The organism is Neoroseomonas marina (assembly GCF_012927745.1).
In the GTDB taxonomy this organism is placed as follows: domain Bacteria; phylum Pseudomonadota; class Alphaproteobacteria; order Acetobacterales; family Acetobacteraceae; genus Neoroseomonas; species Neoroseomonas marina.
Genome location: NZ_JABBKX010000017.1, coordinates 1 through 16,699, shown reverse-complemented (window position 1 = coordinate 16,699; position 16,699 = coordinate 1). Strand labels below are relative to the sequence as shown.

Genomic DNA, 16,699 nt, shown 5'->3' with positions numbered 1-16,699 from the left:
ATCGATGCAAGCCCGTTCAATCCGTCGCTCCCTGCTCCCGACTACGTATGCGCAACCGCCATGAAACGTGATTGCCCAATAACACGGACGGCGGCCCGTCGACGTGTGGGCGGGACGACCGCGATCTAAGGGAGGCAACAATGGTGGAACGACGGTCTCTACTGGCTGCGGCAGGATTAAGTTGTCTTCCCGTCGTCCGGAAGCAGGCCTCGGCGCAGGAACGCTATCCGACCCGTCCGTTGCGCATCGTCGTCCCCTTCGCGGCGGGTGGAGCGACCGACCTATTCGCGCGGAAGTTCGCCGATCGGGCAACGTCCGGCTTCGGTCAGCCGATCGTCATCGAGAACCGTGGCGGAGCGGGTGGCATCCTGGGATCCTCAGAAGTCGCGCGGGCCGCGCCCGACGGCTACACGGCATTGTTCGGCACGGCTTCGACCCACGGCGTGAACCCCACGATGATGGTCCGGCCGGCCTATGATGCGATACGCGACTACGCGCATGTCGCGATCGTCGGCACCGCGCCCCTGGTGGTCGCCGTCCATCCGAGCGTCCCGGCAAACAATCTGCGCGAGATGGTCGAGCTCGTTCGCACGAGGCCTGGTCACTATTCGTATGCGACCGCCGGCGTCGGCACGATCACCCAGCTCGCCTTCGAGTGGCTGAAGCAGACGCAGAACCTGGACATCACCCATGTCGCATACCGCGGGAGCAACCCTGCGCTGATGGATGTGCTCGCAGGTACCATACCCTTGTTCCTCGAGACATTCGGGCCGCTGATCGACCACCACCGGACCGGCCGCATTCGGATCATCGCCGTCCTGAGCGCGCGGCGGTCCACGAGCTTCCCGGAGATTCTGACGGGTGAGGAGGTCGGCTTTCCGGGCGCGGAGTTCGGCACCTTCAATGTCCTGAGCCTGCCTGCGGGCGCGCCTGCAGGGATAGTCAATTCCCTGAATCGGACGGCCATGGCCACGATGAAGGACGAGGCCCTGCAGCGGGACCTTCGGAGCCTCGCCATTGAGCCGGTCACCGATTCAACGCCGGAGTCGGCGGCCGCCTATGTGCAGGCGGAAATCCAGAAATGGGCGCCGCTGGTGCGGGCGAGTGGCGCCCAGATCGAGTAGCCAGGCGAGGGGATCGCCGGCTCCGGGCGCTTCAAGCGGCGCTGATCCCCCTGTCCACGTCAGAGGTGAGAGCCGCCGTCGACCAGTATCGTTGAACCAGCCGTCAGGCGGAGGTACGTGACCGCGGCCAAAACGGCCATTGCCACCTCATCCGGTTGGCAGATTGCCTTCAACGGGCTCTGTGCGATGTGCCGCAGAAAGCCTTCCTGGGTACGCCCCGGGGATGAAGTCGGTGTCGACCCCGGCTGGCGCGATCCCCATGATCCTGATCTGTGGTGCGAGAACCAGTGCCAGCGACTTCCCCATCGTATCGAGCGCTGCTTTGGAGCCTGCATAGGGCACGCTGCTGCCCTCGCCCTTGAGCGCGGCAAACGAGGAAATGTTGACGACGACTGCGTCACCGCTGAGCCGCAACAGCGGCAGGAATGCCCGGATGACCGCGAAGGGATCACGTACATTGGTGATGAGGATGCGATCGAAGGTCTCATCGTCCATGCCCTCGAGATCGCCATGCGGAACAGCTCGCGTCATTCCCGCCGAGTCCACCAGGACATCCACACGTTCGAGGCGATGCTCGATCTCGCTTGCCGCGGCGCGGATCGCGGCACTGTCGGTCGCCGGAAGGAACATCGGTAGGTACCCGGTCCCAGGAAGCTGCGACGCCAACGCCTTAGCCCGTTCCTTCCCGGTATGTACCCAATGACGATACGCGCGCCTTGTTCTGCGAGCCATTGCGCCGTGGCCGCGCCGATCCCGCTGTTCCCCCTGTGATGGCGGCGACCCGGCCCGACAGGGCGCAGCCACCAAGGTCTCCCGGCCGCAGATCGCTCATGGGTGCCTCTCCCAATCCCTCGACGAACGATTCCATTCCGTTGCGGACGGGCGCACCAGCTTTCTCGCCATCCCGGACCGGGAAACACGCCTCGGCAGTCCACGAGGGTACGGTCTGCTAGCCGCGTAGCGGCTCACTCGGGCCGAACACCGGCGACGCGAATGACCTCTGCCCATCGCGTGCGCTCGCGCGCCATCAGCGCCTCGTATTCCTCAGGAGTGCTGCCGACCGCGACCGCACCTAGCTGTCTCAGTCGGGCGATGATCTCCGGATCCCTGAGCGTCTGCTGAACACCGCGGCTGACTGTCTCAATGATCGCTGCCGGGGTCCGGGTCGGAGCGACCAACCCAAACCAAGAGGTGACCACCAGGTCCGGGAAGCCGGCCTCGACCACCGATGGAACGTCCGGCAAGGCCTCGGAGCGGCGCGCGCTGGTCACCGCGAGTGCTCGTACGGTACCCGCCTGGACCTGCGGCATCGCCGTCGTGATGTTGTCGTTGGTCATGTCCACTTCGCCGGCGATGAGCGCCGTCTGCATGGGAGCGCTGCCGCGGTACTGCACGTGAGTTATGTCGAGCCGGTAGCGTGCCTTCAGAAGCTCCATGAACATGAAGATCGTGCTCGCCGTACCTGCTGATCCGTACGTCAGCCGCCCCGGATTGGCTCGGGCGTAGCTGATGAGCTCAGCAAAGGACCGTACAGGAGAGCGGTTCGGAACCAGGACGACGTTCGGCAACTCGGCGACGAGGGAGATGGCCTTGAAGTCCGTAGCCGCATTGAATCCGGGGTTCACATACAGCGCATTACTGAGGGCATTGCTGCCGATCTGCCCCATGAGCAGGGTGTAGCCGTCCGGCTCCGCCCGCGCAGCCGTCGTCGCGCCGATGTTCCCCGAGGCGCCGGCGCGGTTGTCGACGACGAAGCTCTGTCCAAGGCGCTGCGAAAGACCCTGGGCGGCAACGCGTGCCAGGAAGTCAGCACCTCCGCCGGGCGGATAGCCGACGATGATTCGAACAGGCCGGTCGGGATATCGCGACTGTGCTTGCGCATTACCTAAAGTCCAGCGTGCTGCAGCAGCGGCTGAAACAGCCAGGATGGCTCGGCGCATCTGATTTCTCCCCATCCGCCCGCGTCCTTCGATGTAAACGCGGCTGGCAGGACGCCACTGTGGGATGATGTCCAAGCCAACGTTTCCGCGGAAAGCCGAAATCCAAAGCATTTCCGCAATGCGGAATTCCTTGACGTCCAAGCCGGTCTCAAGCGCCTTCGCACCCTATGATCCCCCTCAGCTCATGCCGTAGGGAGCGAGGCCGATGTCCTATGAGACCATTCTGTACGACGTGGGCAACGACGGCGTCGCGACGATCACGCTCAATCGTCCGGACCGGCTGAATGCCTTCAACAGAATGATGGGGGCGGAGTTCCGCGATGTCTGGGCTACCGTCAAGGCGGACCATGGCGTCCGCGCCGTCGTACTGCGGGCATCGGACTGCCCTGCCTTCTGCACGGGGGTCGATGTCAAGGAAGGGGGATGGACGCGTCCGGAGGACGGCCCTTGGGACGCCACGGACCCCGGCGAGGTCCTCGGGCCCAAGAGTAATCACGTCTGGAAGCCAGTTATCCTCGCCACGCACGGCATGGTCGCCGGGGGCGCCTTCTACTGGTTGAACGAGGCTGACATCATTCTCTGCTCCGAGGACGCCCAATTCTTCGACCCGCACGTCACCTTCGGCATGGTCGCGGCGTGCGAGCCCATCGGCGCCCTGGCTCGCATGCCGCTGGGAGAGGTCATCCGAATGACCTTGCTGGGGAACGATGAGCGAATGTCGGCACAGACGGCCCTGCGCATCAGTCTGGTCACCGAGGTCACCCCGACGCGCGAGGAGTTGTGGAAGCGGGCACACGAGATCGCCTCAGCCATTGCGGCGAAGCCTGCCGCGGCGATCCAAGGCAGCGTGCGCGCGATCTGGGAGGCGCTCGACATGCCCCGCCATGCGGCCATGACCAATGCTCTGAAGTACACCCAGCTCGGCAATCCCATCGGCCGAGCCGAGGTCGATCGATGGAGCGCCCCAAAGGCGACGTGGCGCCTACGCTAGGGCTAGAGGTCGGTATCGCCGCCCAGCAGTTCCTTGGCGACTACATGGTGCATGATTTCGGCGGTGCCGTCGGCGATGTTGATCTTGCGCATGGCGATGTAGGCCTCGGAGAGACTCATCTCGTTGGTCAGACCCATGGCGCCGTGCGTCTGCATGGCCCGGTCCACCGCCTGCATCGCGATCTTGCAGCAATAGGCCTTGGCCATCGACAGTTCCTTGTGCGCACGCAGGCCCCTATCCAACAGTTGCACGACGTTCAGCGCCATCAGATGAGCTGCATGGATCTGCATCGCTGACTCGGCGAGAGGAAACATGATCCCCTGGCGATCCGAAAGCTTCCGACCGAACGTCTCGCGCACCTTGGCATGCTCCAGGGCGAGCTCGAGGGCCCAACGCGCGGTGCCAACGGCGCGGGCGATGTTGAACACGCGCCCCAGCCCCACCCCGAGCATCGCCGCCTTGAATCCCTGGTCGAGATCGCCGATGAGCTGATGCTCACCGACCTCCACCTCGTCGAAGGTGAGAACGGCTTCGTCGCCATGTGACTGGCCGAACATCATGATGACCCGCCCGACGCTGAAGCCCGGACTGTTCGTGGGAACCAGGAAGCAGCTGATGCCGCCCTTCCGAACGGCCGCCCGTTCGGGATCGGTGACCGCGAAGACGCAGACGTAGTCCGCATACGGGCTGTTGGTCGTCCAGATCTTGGTCCCCGAGATCCGCCAGCCATTGCCGTCGCGCACCGCCCGAGTCTTGATCATCGCGGCATCGGAGCCCGCACCGGGCTCCGAGAGCGCGAAGCAGATCGTGGTGCGCCCTGACATCAGGCCAGGCAGAATCCCCTCGCGCATACGAGCCGTCATCTTGTGGAGGAGCGGGCTCGGCCCCTTGGCCCAATGACTGACGATCTGGTGTCCGAGCGTGTAGCGGTAGCCGCATTCGTGGAAGATCCGCTCGAACGCGGCGAAGTATGCGGTGAGACCCATGCCGGCCCCGCCCAGATCCTCCGGCGTCGCCAGGGCGTAGAAGCCCGCCTCGGCCGCCCTGGCCCGCACCTCCAGCAACAACTGCCGCATCGCCGGCGTGTGGAGGCCGCGATGGTCGTAGGCGAGGTGCGGATCCTCAAACAGCGAGCGGTTCCGCTCGTGCCGCGGGATGACCTCCGCACGGATGAAGCCGGTGACGGCCTCGCGGAGCGCAGAGATTTCCTCCGGATACTCATAGGCAATGGCAGGCATGGTCAGCTGCTCCGGGGACTATGGGATCTCAGGCAACGCGGCTCGCATTCGCGTCGCGCAGCGCGGCGATCAGGGCCCGTCTCGCGTCGCTGCCCAGCTGTGCGAGGACCTGGGCGCGCTTCATGTAGAGCTGCGCATGGCATTCCGCGGTGAAGCCCAGGCCGCCGTGGACCTGGATGTTGACAGCAGCGTTCCGCAGTGCGGCGTCGCGGGCGATCAGGAGGGTCTGCGCCGGCCCCTCGGCCTCGCCAATGCTGTCCCGCTCGGCGCATGTGGCGAAGGCGAGCTGAGCGCCAGCGGCCTCGCAGCGAACGGCCATGTCGGCACAGTGGTGCTTCACGGCTTGGAAGGCGCCGATGGGCTGACCGAATTGTTCGCGGTCCTTGGCGTAGGCGACAGCCATGTCGCGCGCCGCCTCCGCGGCGCCAACCTGCAGCGCGGCGAGCAGGAGGTCGGCGCGGCGTTGGACTGATGCTGTCCGCGTGGTCGCCGGATCCGCTCGCGGGGCATCGACCTGCGCAAGCGTCAGTGTCCCATCGAAGGGATCGACATCCTCCGGCGCACCGAGTTCGGACGGTTCGATCAGCCTGACGCCGAATGGCGTGAGCAGCAGGAGAAGGTCTTCGGGCTGTGCATCCAGCAACAGCAGCTTCGGTGGCCGAGAGGCAGGCAACGGCAGGGCGAAGGCGGCCCGCCGTTCGCCGCGGAGCAGGCCATTGAGCAGGCCATGGTCTTCGAGCTCACGAGCCATATGGGCGGCCAGTACCGAGGCGAGCAGCGATGGCGTGACCAAGGCGCGGCCGCAGGCCCGGAACAGCAGCGTCTCCTCGGCGAGACTGAGACCTACGCCGCCCGCCCCTTCGGGAATGCCGAGACCAAGCCATCCAAGGTCTGCGATGCGCTGCCACTGATCGCCATCCCGGTTGCGCTCCTCGCCGCCGCGCAGGCGGTCGATGGGAAACTCCGTGGCGATGAAGGCGGCGAAGCTCTCCTCGATCTGGCGTTGTTCGGGATCAGGGAGAAGATCGACCATATCGCTCGCTCTCGTCTCGACGCCGCCAGTATAGGGATCGACCCGACGGTCACGCCGAGGGATCGCTCGGTTTTTCCGCATCGTGGAATTTCTTTGCCTTTGGTCTTCCGTGCCGAGTGGAACGCGGCGGAAGATGCGCGACACCGCTGCGCACGGCGTGCGCCTCGCGCGGCGACGACACATCGAACGGGCGCCATGGACCTCCGATTCAGCGCAGCTGAGAACGCCTTCCGCGACGAGGTGAGGGAATGGCTTTTCGCCAATCGACCCAAGGAAACGCGGCCGACCGACGGTCTACCGATGCGCGCGTTCGACCTCGACTGGCAGCGGCGGCAGTATGACGGCGGTTGGGCCGGGCTGGCTTGGCCAAAGGAGCATGGGGGATGCGGGGCGTCGCTGGTCGAGCAACTGATCTGGTACGAGGAATGCGCGCGCGCCAATGCGCCGCTGCAGGGGTGCCTGACCGTCGCCTTGAATCACGGTGGTCCAACGCTGATCGCTCGTGGCAGCGAAGCGCAGAAGGCTTTCCACCTGCCGCAGATCCTGCGCGGCGAGGTCGTCTGGTGCCAGGGATTCTCGGAACCCGGGAGCGGCTCGGATCTGGCCAGCCTGCGAACCCGAGCGGAGGTCGACGGCGACGATCTTGTCGTCAACGGGCAGAAGGTCTGGACGAGCCATGCGCATCTCGCGCGCTGGCAGGAACTGCTGGTGCGCACCGACCCGGCTGCCCCGAAGCACCGGGGGCTGACCTGGGTGATCTGCGATATGACCGCGCCGGGCATCACCGTGCGGCCGATCCGCACTCTGGCCGGTCACCACCATTTCTGCGAGGTGTTCTACGACAACGTCCGCATCCCGCTCGCGAACGTGGTTGGCGCACTCAATGAGGGCTGGCGGGTTGCCATGTCCACACTCTCGTTTGAACGCGGCACCGGCTATGTCGCGAAGCAGTTGGATCTCGCGCGCGCGATCGAGGAACTGATCTCGCTGGCACGGGAACTACCAGGACGGGGGGGCACGGCACTCCTCGGAGACGACGAGGTCGCCGGCGACCTGGCTGAACTGAAGGCCGAAGTCGCGGCGCTGCGATCCATGACCTATGCCCAGATCTCCCGCTGTCAGCGCGAGGCAGTCCCGGGTCCCGAGGGCGCAATCGTCGCCCTGTACTACGGAGAGCTGTCGCAGCGCGTACATCGGATGGCCATGCGGGTTCTCGGCCCCCAGGGCCTGATGCGTGGTGGCGCCTCAGAGGATCTGGTTGGCGCTTTTCTCCATGTCTTCCACGAGACCATCGCCGGCGGCACGTCGGAGATCCGGCGCAACATCATCGGCGAGCGCGTGCTCGGACTGCCCCGCGTCGGCGCCGGCTAACAGATGGCCCATGGGCGGATGAGCAATCCGCCTATCGATAACGAGGCCAAGGCATGAGGAGATGTCGATGTTCACACCCGGCTTCCGTGCCAGGCTCGCCAGGCGGTCCTTCCTGGCTGCCACCGGCATGACCGCCTTCGTCATGCGCGCGCAGGCGCAGGATTACCCGAACCGCCCTATCCGCATCATCGTTCCCTTCCCCGCCGGCGGCTCGGCGGACGCGGTCGGGCGCCTGGTCGCAGAGATCATCGGCCGGCAGCTGAACGTTCAGGCCATCGTGGACAATCGCGCCGGTGGTGGCGGGGTGATCGGTACGCGCGCCGCGCTGGAGAGCCGCCCCGACGGCTACACGCTGGTGCTGAGCACACCGTCCACCTTCTCGATCCTGCCGACGCTGCGCGAGGCGCTCCTTTCGATGGAGACCGTCCGCTCCTTCACCCCCGTTGGCATGGTCGGCCGGGGACCTTTCGCCCTCGCAGTATCGCCGCAATCGCCGTTGCGGACCGTTGGGGATCTGATTGCCGCGGCTCGTGCCCAGCCGGGCACGATCAGCTACGGGACGGCAGGGATCGGCACGACCCCGCACCTCGTGATGGAACTGCTGCGCCAGATCACGGGGGCCGAGCTGGCGCACATTCCCTTCCGCGGGGGCGGGCCAGCGGTGACGGCTCTCCTCGCCGGGCAGCTGCAGATGGTTTCGGCATTCCTCTCGGAGGTCGCGCCCTTCGCCGCCGACGATCGCCTGCGGCTGCTCGCGATCACCAGTGATGCCCGCCAAGCGAGCTTCCCAGCCGTTCCGACCCTGCGTGAAGGCGGGGTGGATCTGTCCGTCTACGCATGGTTCGGGATCCACGGCCCGGCAGATCTTCCGGCACCGATCGTGGAGAAGCTCCACGCGGCCATCAATGCCGGCCTCGGTGATCCGGCGGTGCGCCAGCGCCTGGCCGCTGTCGGGATCGAGCCGACGCCGGTCACGCGCGACGCGTTCATCGCATCAGTGTCGCGCGAGGTCGAGCTCTACAGCCGCCTGCGCGGCCGCGTCGCGCTAGATTAGCACGGCAGGAGGCGAAGACGGGGCATGTACGAGACCTATTCGGCGCTGCGGATCGAGCGGAAGGGGCGCCTGCTCACGCTCACGATGGACCGCCCCCCCCGGAACGCGAGCAACGCGGCGATGCACCGGGAATTGTCCATGGTCTTTCGCGACATCGCGAGGGATCCCGAGACTGACGTGGTGATGCTGACCGGCGCCGGCGACAGCTTCTGCGCTGGCGGCGACCTGAACGAGATGAGGACGAGGCTGGACCAGCCCGAACTTTGGGTGGCCGCCATGAGGGAAGCGCGGGAGATCGTGCTTGGCATGATCGACCTCGACAAGCCTGTCATCGCGCGCGTCAACGGACCGGCGATCGGGCTTGGCTGCACGCTCGCCCTGCTCTGCGACTTCATTGTCGCGGTCGAGACGGCGCGCATAGCGGACCCGCACGTTCGGATCGGTCTGGCCGCAGGCGATGGCGGCGCCCTGGTCTGGCCGATGAGCATCGGCTTCCCGCGTGCCAAGGAGTTCCTCCTCACGGGCGATGCGATTGCGGCAAAGGACGCGGCCGCCATGGGCCTGATCAACCGCGCCGTTCCTGCCGACGAACTCGATGCCACAGCCTTCGGCTTCGCGGAGCGGATGCTGAACGGCTCGCAAGCGGCCATTCGCAGCACCAAGCGCGCCATCAACCTCCTGGTGCAACAGGCATTGCGGCCGCTCGTCGACGCCCAGCTCGGCCTGGAAACTCTGACTTTCCTCGGCGCCGACCACCGGGCTGGCGTCAAGGCGATGCTCGAGCGCAAGGAGCCCGACTTCAGTGGCGATCGGGCTGGTACGAGCCCAAGCTGACTACCGCGACCGGCCATTGGCTGGCACGATGCTGCGAACCGCCAAGGCACCAAGGCCTCGCGGAGCCACGGAACGTGGCGGGAGGGACAACCAATGTCGGCCACTGCCGCCTCGAGGGGCGGCCGCCCCCATGCGCGGGATACCGTTCAAAGCATCGGCCGTGCCGTCGACCTGCTGCGCCTGATCGCCACCCGCGGGGCGCGCGGGGCCCGCATTTCGGACCTGGTTGCCTGGTCCGGGCTGGCGGCGCCGACCGCCCATCGCATCCTGAAGTCCCTCCAGGCTGAGGGGCTGGTGACCCATACCGCCTCGCATGAGTACCGGATTGGACCGCTGGCCTACGAACTCGGTCTGGCGGCAGCGGTCCGACCCGATCCCGCCGACCTCTGTGCGCCTGTGTTGGAGGACCTCGCGCAACGCACAGGACACCCGACCCACCTGTTGGTCCCGAGCGGCCTTGAGGTGGTCTGCGTTCAACGTGCAGTGCCCGCGTCGTATCAAGTGCGACCGTCTGCCAGTGAGGCGATGCGACGTCGCGGTGGCGAGGCGGCGGCCCCTCGCTGGGTTGGTGGTGTGGGCGTCCGCCGACCGATCGGTGTCGCTGCAGGAGGGCAGGCCATTCTCTCGGAAATGCCAGACGCTGAGGTGGAGCAGATCCTGGCAGCCAACACCGATGCCTACCGGCGGTACTTTACCGGACCGAACGAGGTGCGCGTTGCGGTCGAGCGCACCAGGCAAATGGGCTATGCAGTCACGGCGAGCGGAACGCCGCGCTTCGTCCATCTCGGCGTTGCAGTGCACGACAGCGAGGGAAAAGCCGTAGCGGCGCTGAAGATCCTTCGACCGGCCAGTGGAACTCGGACAGGCGCGACGGATCGCCTGTTGCCATCGCTCCATCGAGCAGCATCGGACCTCCAGCGGCTCTCACCGTTCCTGCCGTGGCCGTCGCCATGAAGCTCTCGGCTCCTGGTAGGCGTTGGATGTTGCCGTACGCCGGCAAGGCACGGATCGTCGCCGCGACGGCGCAACTCACGCAGTGGAGCTGCGCTGGCAGGTCAAGCCGCAGCGCTCGAGCCGGCGACTGTACTGGCCCGCGTCGTGCCGCGCCCGCGAGCGAGGTCAAGTTCGAAGTACGGTGCTGCGCTCGATCCGGCCCTCGGCGGAAGGATCGTGCCTCGGATGTGCGTGCGCATCCTGCTGACGAAGACCCGGATGCCACGGCCATAGACGGGCTAGATGGGTTCGCTTCGGCACGTGTTGCGCGAAGCTGCTCGATGCCATTCGGAATGCTGCGTAATTCACTCCCTTCCGGCGCCTTGAATCCGTTATCGAGGTGCCCCTATATCTGCCCTGCCTGAGGCGGACTGAGCGCGCGCAGCATGGGCTGCATCGCGACGCTGCTGTAGGGGCGGACCGCCGGACATGGGTTCGGCCCCGCTCGAGAAGGTCCATCGCAATCCCATGGGGGACAGCGTGGTTCTCGGATCCACATCCGGAGCTGCGCCCACATGTTCGTGCCAGCTCCGCCCCTTGAGAGCTGTCCCATGCCCCTCACCATCACCGACCAACCGGTGGACGCGCTGACCCCGCGCACCACCAACCCCCGCACCCACTCCAAGGCGCAGATCGCCCAGATCGCCGCCTCCATCCAGCGCTTCGGCTTCACCAATCCGATCCTGGTCGATGAGGCCAATGGCATCATCGCTGGCCACGGCCGTGTGGCGGCCGCCCGCAAGCTCGGCCGGACCACCGTGCCGACCATCCGCCTCGCCGCGATGAGCGAGGCCGAGATCCGCGCCTATGTCATCGCCGACAACCGCCTCGCCGAGCAGGCCGGCTGGGATCGGCACCTGCTCGGTCTCGAGCTGCAGTACCTCACCGACCTCGACATCGATCTCGACGTCACGCTCACCGGCTTCAGCCTGCCTGAGATCGATGTCCTGATCGGGGAGCTGTCGCTGGTTCCCGACACCGGCAAGCCCGATCCGGCCGACGCGGTCCTTGCCATGCCAGCAGGCCCCGCCATCACCCAGTCCGGCGATGTGTGGACCATCGGCCCGCACCGCCTAATTTGTGGCGATGCCACTATCGCCGAAACCTACCAGCGCCTGCTCGGCACGCGCCGCGCGCAGATGGTCTTCACCGACCCGCCCTATGACGTGCCGATCGATGGCCATGTCTGCGGCCTCGGCGGGGTCAAGCATCGCAAATTCGCCATGGCCGCCGGAGAGATGACGGAGGCCGCCTTTACCGACTTCCTCACCACCGTGTTCCGCCACCTCGCCGCGTTCAGCAAGGATGGCGCCCTGCACTTCCAGTGCATGGATTGGCGCCACATCGGCGAGATCATGACCGCCGGCCGGGCCGCGTATACCGAGCTCAAGAATCTGTGCGTCTGGACCAAGACCAATGGCGGCATGGGATCGCTGTACCGCTCCCAGCATGAGCTGGTCTTCGTGTTCAAGGCCGGCAAGGCACCGCACATCAACAATGTCGAACTCGGCAAACACGGCCGCTACCGCACCAATGTCTGGTCCTATGCCGGGGTGAACAGCTTCGGCGGCCAGCGCGACGATCTCGCCTTGCACCCCACTGTCAAACCTGTGGCCATGGTCGCGGACGCCATCCGCGATTGCTCGCATCGCAAGGGCATTGTGCTCGACGCCTTCGCCGGGTCCGGCACCACGCTGGTGGCGGCGGCACAGACCGGCCGGCGCGGCTACGGCATCGAGCTCGATCCCCTCTATTGCGATGTCATCCTGCGCCGCGTGCAGGACGCCTGCGCCGCGGAGGCGGTGCTGGAGGGCACCGGCCAAACCTTCGCGGCGGTCAGCGCCGTACGGCAGGCGGAGGCCCTGACGGCCCCAGCGCAGGCCGTGGCGGCCGAGGGCGTGGCGGCATGAGCAAGGCCCCCACCACCCCGGCGGAGGACGAGGCGGTCGGCTACGGCCGGCCGCCGCGCCATACGCGCTTCAAACCCGGCCAATCCGGCAATCCCCGCGGCCGCCCCAAGCAGAGCGGCACCGTGAAGGTCGATATGGAGGCGCTGCTCTATGCGCCGGTCGCCGTGACGCGCGACTGCGGTCCGCAGATGATGTCACGTCTCGAGGTCACCTACCGCCGGATCCTCGCGAAGGCCTTGAGGGGCGATACGCGCTCGATCGCCCATATGCTGAAGGCGTTCGAGAAGCACGACATCATCGAGCTCCCGAAGGTTCAGCAGGGCGGCGTGGTCAACCTGCCCGATGATCTTCCCCCAAGGCTGGCGGGCACCTTGTTGGAAAACTACGGGCGGCCACCCTGGACCAAGCGGCAGATCGCACGGTTTCGGCCCGAGTATGAAAGGACCCGCGACGAGAGGGAGCGCGAATACGACATGCGCTGGTTCGGCCGATGAGGGCGCGCAACGCAGATCCCGCCCGGCGGGGCGGCCGGCCGAAGGGGGCGGAGAACGGCAAGACCATCCTGCAGCGCATCGCGCAGGAGCGGCACCCCGTCGTTGAAGCTGACCGGCGGCTTCGCCCGACGACGGTGGATCTGCTGCTGCGGATCTTGATGCGAAACGCCATGTCCGGCGATCTGGCCGCGGTCAGGCTGCTCGACCAGTTCCGGGAACGCTACCAGCCCGTCAGCGATGGCGGGGGCTATCTGGTCATGCACGGCTATCCCGGCACGAAAGAGGAATGGCTGGCAGACGTGAAGGCGTACCAGGACAAGCTTTGGCGGGGAACCGACTGATAGGCCAGGATCCAGCCGGCGTCCCGGCAACCCTGAGGCGGCCCGGCCAGGCGATCGGAGGCGAGGCCGCCACATCCGGCGCCCCGCCCTCCATGCCCGCAGCAGCGGCCTACCGGGTGCGGTCCATCAGCCAGCCGAACAGCCCGCCCTTGATGGCGGCGTTGGCGAGGGCGGTGCCGGTCCACAGATGCCGCCGCGGCCTCTCTGGCAGGCGCTCGCAGTGCGCCAGCCGGGCTATGGCAGACAAAGAAGAACCGGTCGCAGCTACCATCCCGACTGTAGCGGTCGAGATAGTCATCGAGGTCGCTTGGCGGCGTGCCGGTCTTGACCTGCACCCAGGCGGTCTCCCCCGTCGCGGGATGATCGAGCAGCAGGTCGACATCGGGCAGCAGAACGCCAGCGCGATGCCGTCACCCGCCGTCGATCAGAGTTGCAGCCGAATCCCGAGCCGCCCAATCACGCCGCCCCACAGCCGCGAATGCTCGTCGATCATCTGTGCGAGCGCCTCCGGCGTTGAGGATCGCGCGGTGAATCCAGTCGCCTCGATGCGACTGCGGATGTCCGGCATGGCCAGCGCCGCGGCCACGGCGCGCTGCAGCCGGGCCACGACGGCGGCGGGCGTGCCGGACGGCGCCGCGACGCCGAACCAGGAATTGGCGTCGAGCCCCTGATAGCCCTGCTCGGCGAAAGTCGGCACGTCTGGCGCCACCGGGCTGCGCGCCGTATCCGCGACCGCGACGATGCGGATGCGGCCGGCCTTGTGCTGCTCGATCAGGGCGCCGCTGATATTGGCGGGCATCATCTGGATCTCGCCGGTGTTGAGTGCAGTCAGGGCCGGCGCCTCGCCGCGATAGACGATCGCTTCGGCCTCGATGCCCGTCGCCGCCAGCACCATCGCGGCAAACAGATGCGCGCCGGTGCCGGGGCCGTAGGAATGATAGTTGAGCTGCCCCGGCCGCTGCCGCGCATAATCCACGAATTCGTGCAGGGTGCGCGCGGGAACCGTCGGCGAGATCGCGATGATCCACGGCGCCACCGCGACCAGCGACACCGGCTGGAAGTCCGACACCTTGTAGGGCAGGTCCTGATAAAGGTGCGGATTGGTCGTCAACGCCGAGGTCGAGGCGAAGAGCAGCGTGTATCCATCCTTTGCGGCCTGGGCGACGGCCATGGCGCCAATCACTGTCGCGCCGCCGGGCCGGTTCTCCACCACTACGGGCTGACCGAGATCGCGGGACATGCCTTCGGCCAGGAGGCGCGCCGTGACGTCGCTGCTGCCGCCGGCGGGGAAGGAGACGACCAGCGTGATGGGACGCGTCGGGAAAGCGGGCGCCTGGGCGCGCGCCGCCGGGGCGAGCGGCGCGAGCAGCGCAGCTAGGGCCAGGCGGCGGTTGGCCTCGATCGGGAATGTCATCGGCTTCTCCGTGATCCTTGTCAGATCGTCAGCGCGGAATTGATGAGCGGCTTGAGTTCGAAGGGCCGCAGCACCTGGGTGACGAAGCGCTCGACGAGCGGCTCGTAGGCCCGCCACAGGCGGCGCAGCGTGTGGTGGGGATCGGGCTCGAAATCGACGCGCAGATCGACGAGCGGCCAGGAATGGCGGTCCACGATGAGCAGCGACGCAGCCATCACCGGCTGGGTTTCCCCGCCTTCCGCGATGCCGGCATCGAGCGCGGCGAGCAGGCGTTCGGCGAAGGTCTGGCCATGCGCGGCCTCATAGGCGTCCACCATGGCCTTCGGCACGTCGCCGGTCGCGAGGAAGTTCCCCACCGAGACGCAGCGATTGCCCACATGGCCTGCATTGATCGATTCGATCTGCGGGCCGTTGAAGAAGGCCGTCCGCCCGTCCCGGTCCAGGGCGGCGAATTGCCGCTGCCCCGGATACTCGCTGCCGGCGACGAGGAGATTCACCGTCTCTTGAGCGCCATAGCCGCGGGCGAGGAAGTCGAGACCCAGCGGACCGGCGCGCGTATCGGTTCGATGCTGCGTCAGCACGGCGCCCACCCCGGCACGCGCCCAGGGGCATCGGTTGCCCACGGCGATGCTGGAACTGGCCGAGACGATCCCGAACATCCCCGATTCCGGATCCTGAGCTGCTAGGGAGAAGGTCATTGCGCCCTCTTCGGTGGATACAGCGTAATTGTAGCGCTACAATTGACACAATCAAGCGGGATAGGCGAGCCCTGCCCGCGTCTTTCGCATCGTGCTAACCGCATCCGCCAATGACCCACGGCCCCGGCCAGACCCGACGCACCATCCGCATGAGCGACGTCGCGCGCGAGGCCGGCGTGTCCCCCATGAGCGTCTCCAACGCCTTCAAGCGTCCCGAAATCGTTCAGCCGGAAACGCGCGAGCGCATCCTCACCGCAGCACGCCGCCTGGGCTATGTGCCCAACGGTGTCGCGGGGACCCTCGCCTCAGGGCGCAGCAGGATGGTCGCCGCGCTGGTGCCGTCCATCCGCAATTCGAGCTTCGCACGCACCGTCCAGGGCCTGAGTGACCAGCTTGCCGAGCAGGGCTACCAGCTTCTGCTCGCCGTGGCCGACACGGCGGAACGCGAGCGCCAAGCCATCGAATCCGTTCTCGGCCGGCGGCCGGACGGCATCATCCTCACCGGCAACGAGCACCATCCGGATACCATCCGCCTGCTGCGGCAGTCGGGTGTCCCGCTCGTCGAGACCTGGATCCTGAGCGGCCCCATCCTCGACATGGCCGTCGGCTTCGACCTGAACGAAGCGGCGCAGGCCATGGGACGTCTGCTGGTCTCCCGCGGCTACCGCCATATTGGCTTCGCGGGCTACGCGCCGGCCGAGCGCAGCCGCTTCCTGGAGCGCCAGCGGGGCTTCCAGGCGGCGCTGCGCGAGGCTGGGCTGCGCGACGATCTGCTGTTCTACGCCGAGGAGACAGCCGGCTTTGCCGGTGGACGCCTCGCGATGGCGGTGCTTCGCGCGCAGGAACCCCGGCTGGACGCGCTGTTCTGCGTGACCGACATCTTCGCTGTCGGCGCCTTGTTCGAATGCCAGCGCCAGGGTCTTGTCGTGCCGCGGGATTTCGCCGTTGCCGGGTATGGCGACTTCGAGATCGCCGCCGAAGTCGTACCAGGTCTGACGACGGTGCGTACGCGCGGCTACGAGATCGGGCGCGCCGCCGCACACCTGATCGTCGAGCGTGCCGAGGGCGGCATACCCGCACCACGCATCGACGTCGGCTTCGAGGTCATCATCCGCGGCAGCATCTGATCAGGTCCTCGCTTCGAGGACCGTCGCCTTTGCCGTGTGCAGCCATTAGAGCATGATCGCATCTTTTTGAGTCGTGGGGGATTCCGGCACGGGCGTCTGATGTGATTCAAGCTGCTGGCTGGGCAGGAGGCCAGCAG

General features: G+C 66.8%; 16 protein-coding genes. 10 read left to right on the top strand and 6 right to left on the bottom strand.

What is annotated here, in order from left to right; translation table 11 throughout:
• Nucleotides 1–239 precede the first annotated feature (239 nt).
• Complete coding sequence (locus GWK16_RS24595; RefSeq protein ID WP_170056626.1) at nt 240–1,124, top strand: Bug family tripartite tricarboxylate transporter substrate binding protein; 885 nt, start codon at nt 240–242, stop codon at nt 1,122–1,124.
• A 147-nt stretch (nt 1,125–1,271) separates the two neighbouring features.
• On the opposite strand, the gene GWK16_RS24590 is transcribed toward GWK16_RS24595, so the two are convergent.
• Together GWK16_RS24590 and GWK16_RS24585 are read right to left on the bottom strand one after the other, a co-directional pair.
• Nucleotides 1,272–1,856: an SDR family NAD(P)-dependent oxidoreductase gene (locus GWK16_RS24590; protein WP_248291617.1), complete on the bottom strand. Its 585-nt coding sequence runs from the start codon at nt 1,854–1,856 to the stop codon at nt 1,272–1,274.
• Between the two features lie 233 nt (nt 1,857–2,089).
• A complete protein-coding gene (locus GWK16_RS24585) occupies nt 2,090–3,205 on the bottom strand; it encodes a Bug family tripartite tricarboxylate transporter substrate binding protein (protein WP_170056624.1) in 1,116 nt (371 codons plus the stop codon).
• 64 nt (nt 3,206–3,269) lie between these two features.
• Here GWK16_RS24585 and GWK16_RS24580 point away from each other — a divergent pair, with 64 nt between their 5' ends.
• The gene (locus tag GWK16_RS24580) at nt 3,270–4,055 is read left to right on the top strand and encodes an enoyl-CoA hydratase/isomerase family protein (protein WP_170056623.1); all 786 of its coding nucleotides are present in this window, start codon (nt 3,270–3,272) and stop codon (nt 4,053–4,055) included.
• A 2-nt stretch (nt 4,056–4,057) separates the two neighbouring features.
• Here the strand turns inward: GWK16_RS24580 and GWK16_RS24575 are convergent, their stop codons facing one another.
• Both GWK16_RS24575 and GWK16_RS24570 read right to left on the bottom strand, forming a co-directional pair.
• Nucleotides 4,058–5,293: an acyl-CoA dehydrogenase family protein gene (locus tag GWK16_RS24575; RefSeq protein ID WP_170056622.1), complete on the bottom strand. Its 1,236-nt coding sequence runs from the start codon at nt 5,291–5,293 to the stop codon at nt 4,058–4,060.
• A gap of 28 nt (nt 5,294–5,321) precedes the next feature.
• On the bottom strand, nt 5,322–6,326 hold the full coding sequence (locus tag GWK16_RS24570; RefSeq protein WP_170056621.1) for an acyl-CoA dehydrogenase family protein: 1,005 nt from the start codon (nt 6,324–6,326) through the stop codon (nt 5,322–5,324).
• Nucleotides 6,327–6,521: 195 nt separating this feature from the next.
• Here GWK16_RS24570 and GWK16_RS24565 point away from each other — a divergent pair, with 195 nt between their 5' ends.
• The 7 genes from GWK16_RS24565 to GWK16_RS24535 all read left to right on the top strand — a co-directional run bounded on the left by GWK16_RS24565 (nt 6,522) and on the right by GWK16_RS24535 (nt 13,323).
• Nucleotides 6,522–7,697 (top strand): acyl-CoA dehydrogenase family protein, encoded by a 1,176-nt coding sequence (locus tag GWK16_RS24565; protein ID WP_170056620.1) that lies wholly within the window; start codon nt 6,522–6,524, stop codon nt 7,695–7,697.
• Between the two features lie 67 nt (nt 7,698–7,764).
• Nucleotides 7,765–8,751: a Bug family tripartite tricarboxylate transporter substrate binding protein gene (locus GWK16_RS24560; protein ID WP_170056619.1), complete on the top strand. Its 987-nt coding sequence runs from the start codon at nt 7,765–7,767 to the stop codon at nt 8,749–8,751.
• A 24-nt stretch (nt 8,752–8,775) separates the two neighbouring features.
• Nucleotides 8,776–9,585 (top strand): enoyl-CoA hydratase-related protein, encoded by an 810-nt coding sequence (locus GWK16_RS24555; protein ID WP_170056618.1) that lies wholly within the window; start codon nt 8,776–8,778, stop codon nt 9,583–9,585.
• Between the two features lie 93 nt (nt 9,586–9,678).
• Entirely contained in the window at nt 9,679–10,539 is an 861-nt protein-coding gene (locus GWK16_RS24550) for an IclR family transcriptional regulator (RefSeq protein ID WP_170056617.1), read from the top strand.
• Between the two features lie 590 nt (nt 10,540–11,129).
• Nucleotides 11,130–12,488, top strand: coding sequence for a site-specific DNA-methyltransferase (locus GWK16_RS24545; RefSeq protein ID WP_170056616.1), 1,359 nt, complete (start codon nt 11,130–11,132; stop codon nt 12,486–12,488).
• The gene (locus GWK16_RS24540; protein WP_170056615.1) at nt 12,485–12,982 is read left to right on the top strand and encodes a DUF5681 domain-containing protein; all 498 of its coding nucleotides are present in this window, start codon (nt 12,485–12,487) and stop codon (nt 12,980–12,982) included. The genes GWK16_RS24545 and GWK16_RS24540 overlap by 4 nt, the downstream gene beginning before the upstream one ends.
• Nucleotides 12,979–13,323 (top strand): DUF5681 domain-containing protein, encoded by a 345-nt coding sequence (locus GWK16_RS24535; protein ID WP_170056614.1) that lies wholly within the window; start codon nt 12,979–12,981, stop codon nt 13,321–13,323. The genes GWK16_RS24540 and GWK16_RS24535 overlap by 4 nt, the downstream gene beginning before the upstream one ends.
• A gap of 424 nt (nt 13,324–13,747) precedes the next feature.
• Here the strand turns inward: GWK16_RS24535 and GWK16_RS24530 are convergent, their stop codons facing one another.
• Nucleotides 13,748–14,737, bottom strand: coding sequence for a Bug family tripartite tricarboxylate transporter substrate binding protein (locus tag GWK16_RS24530; protein WP_170056613.1), 990 nt, complete (start codon nt 14,735–14,737; stop codon nt 13,748–13,750).
• Between the two features lie 20 nt (nt 14,738–14,757).
• Complete coding sequence (locus tag GWK16_RS24525; RefSeq protein WP_170056612.1) at nt 14,758–15,435, bottom strand: DUF1028 domain-containing protein; 678 nt, start codon at nt 15,433–15,435, stop codon at nt 14,758–14,760.
• A 149-nt stretch (nt 15,436–15,584) separates the two neighbouring features.
• Between GWK16_RS24525 and GWK16_RS24520 the strand changes: the two genes are divergently transcribed.
• Nucleotides 15,585–16,562 carry a LacI family DNA-binding transcriptional regulator gene (locus GWK16_RS24520; RefSeq protein WP_170056611.1) on the top strand — a complete coding sequence of 326 codons (978 nt, stop codon included), beginning with the start codon at nt 15,585–15,587 and terminating at the stop codon, nt 16,560–16,562.
• The last annotated feature ends 137 nt before the right edge of the window (nt 16,563–16,699 follow it).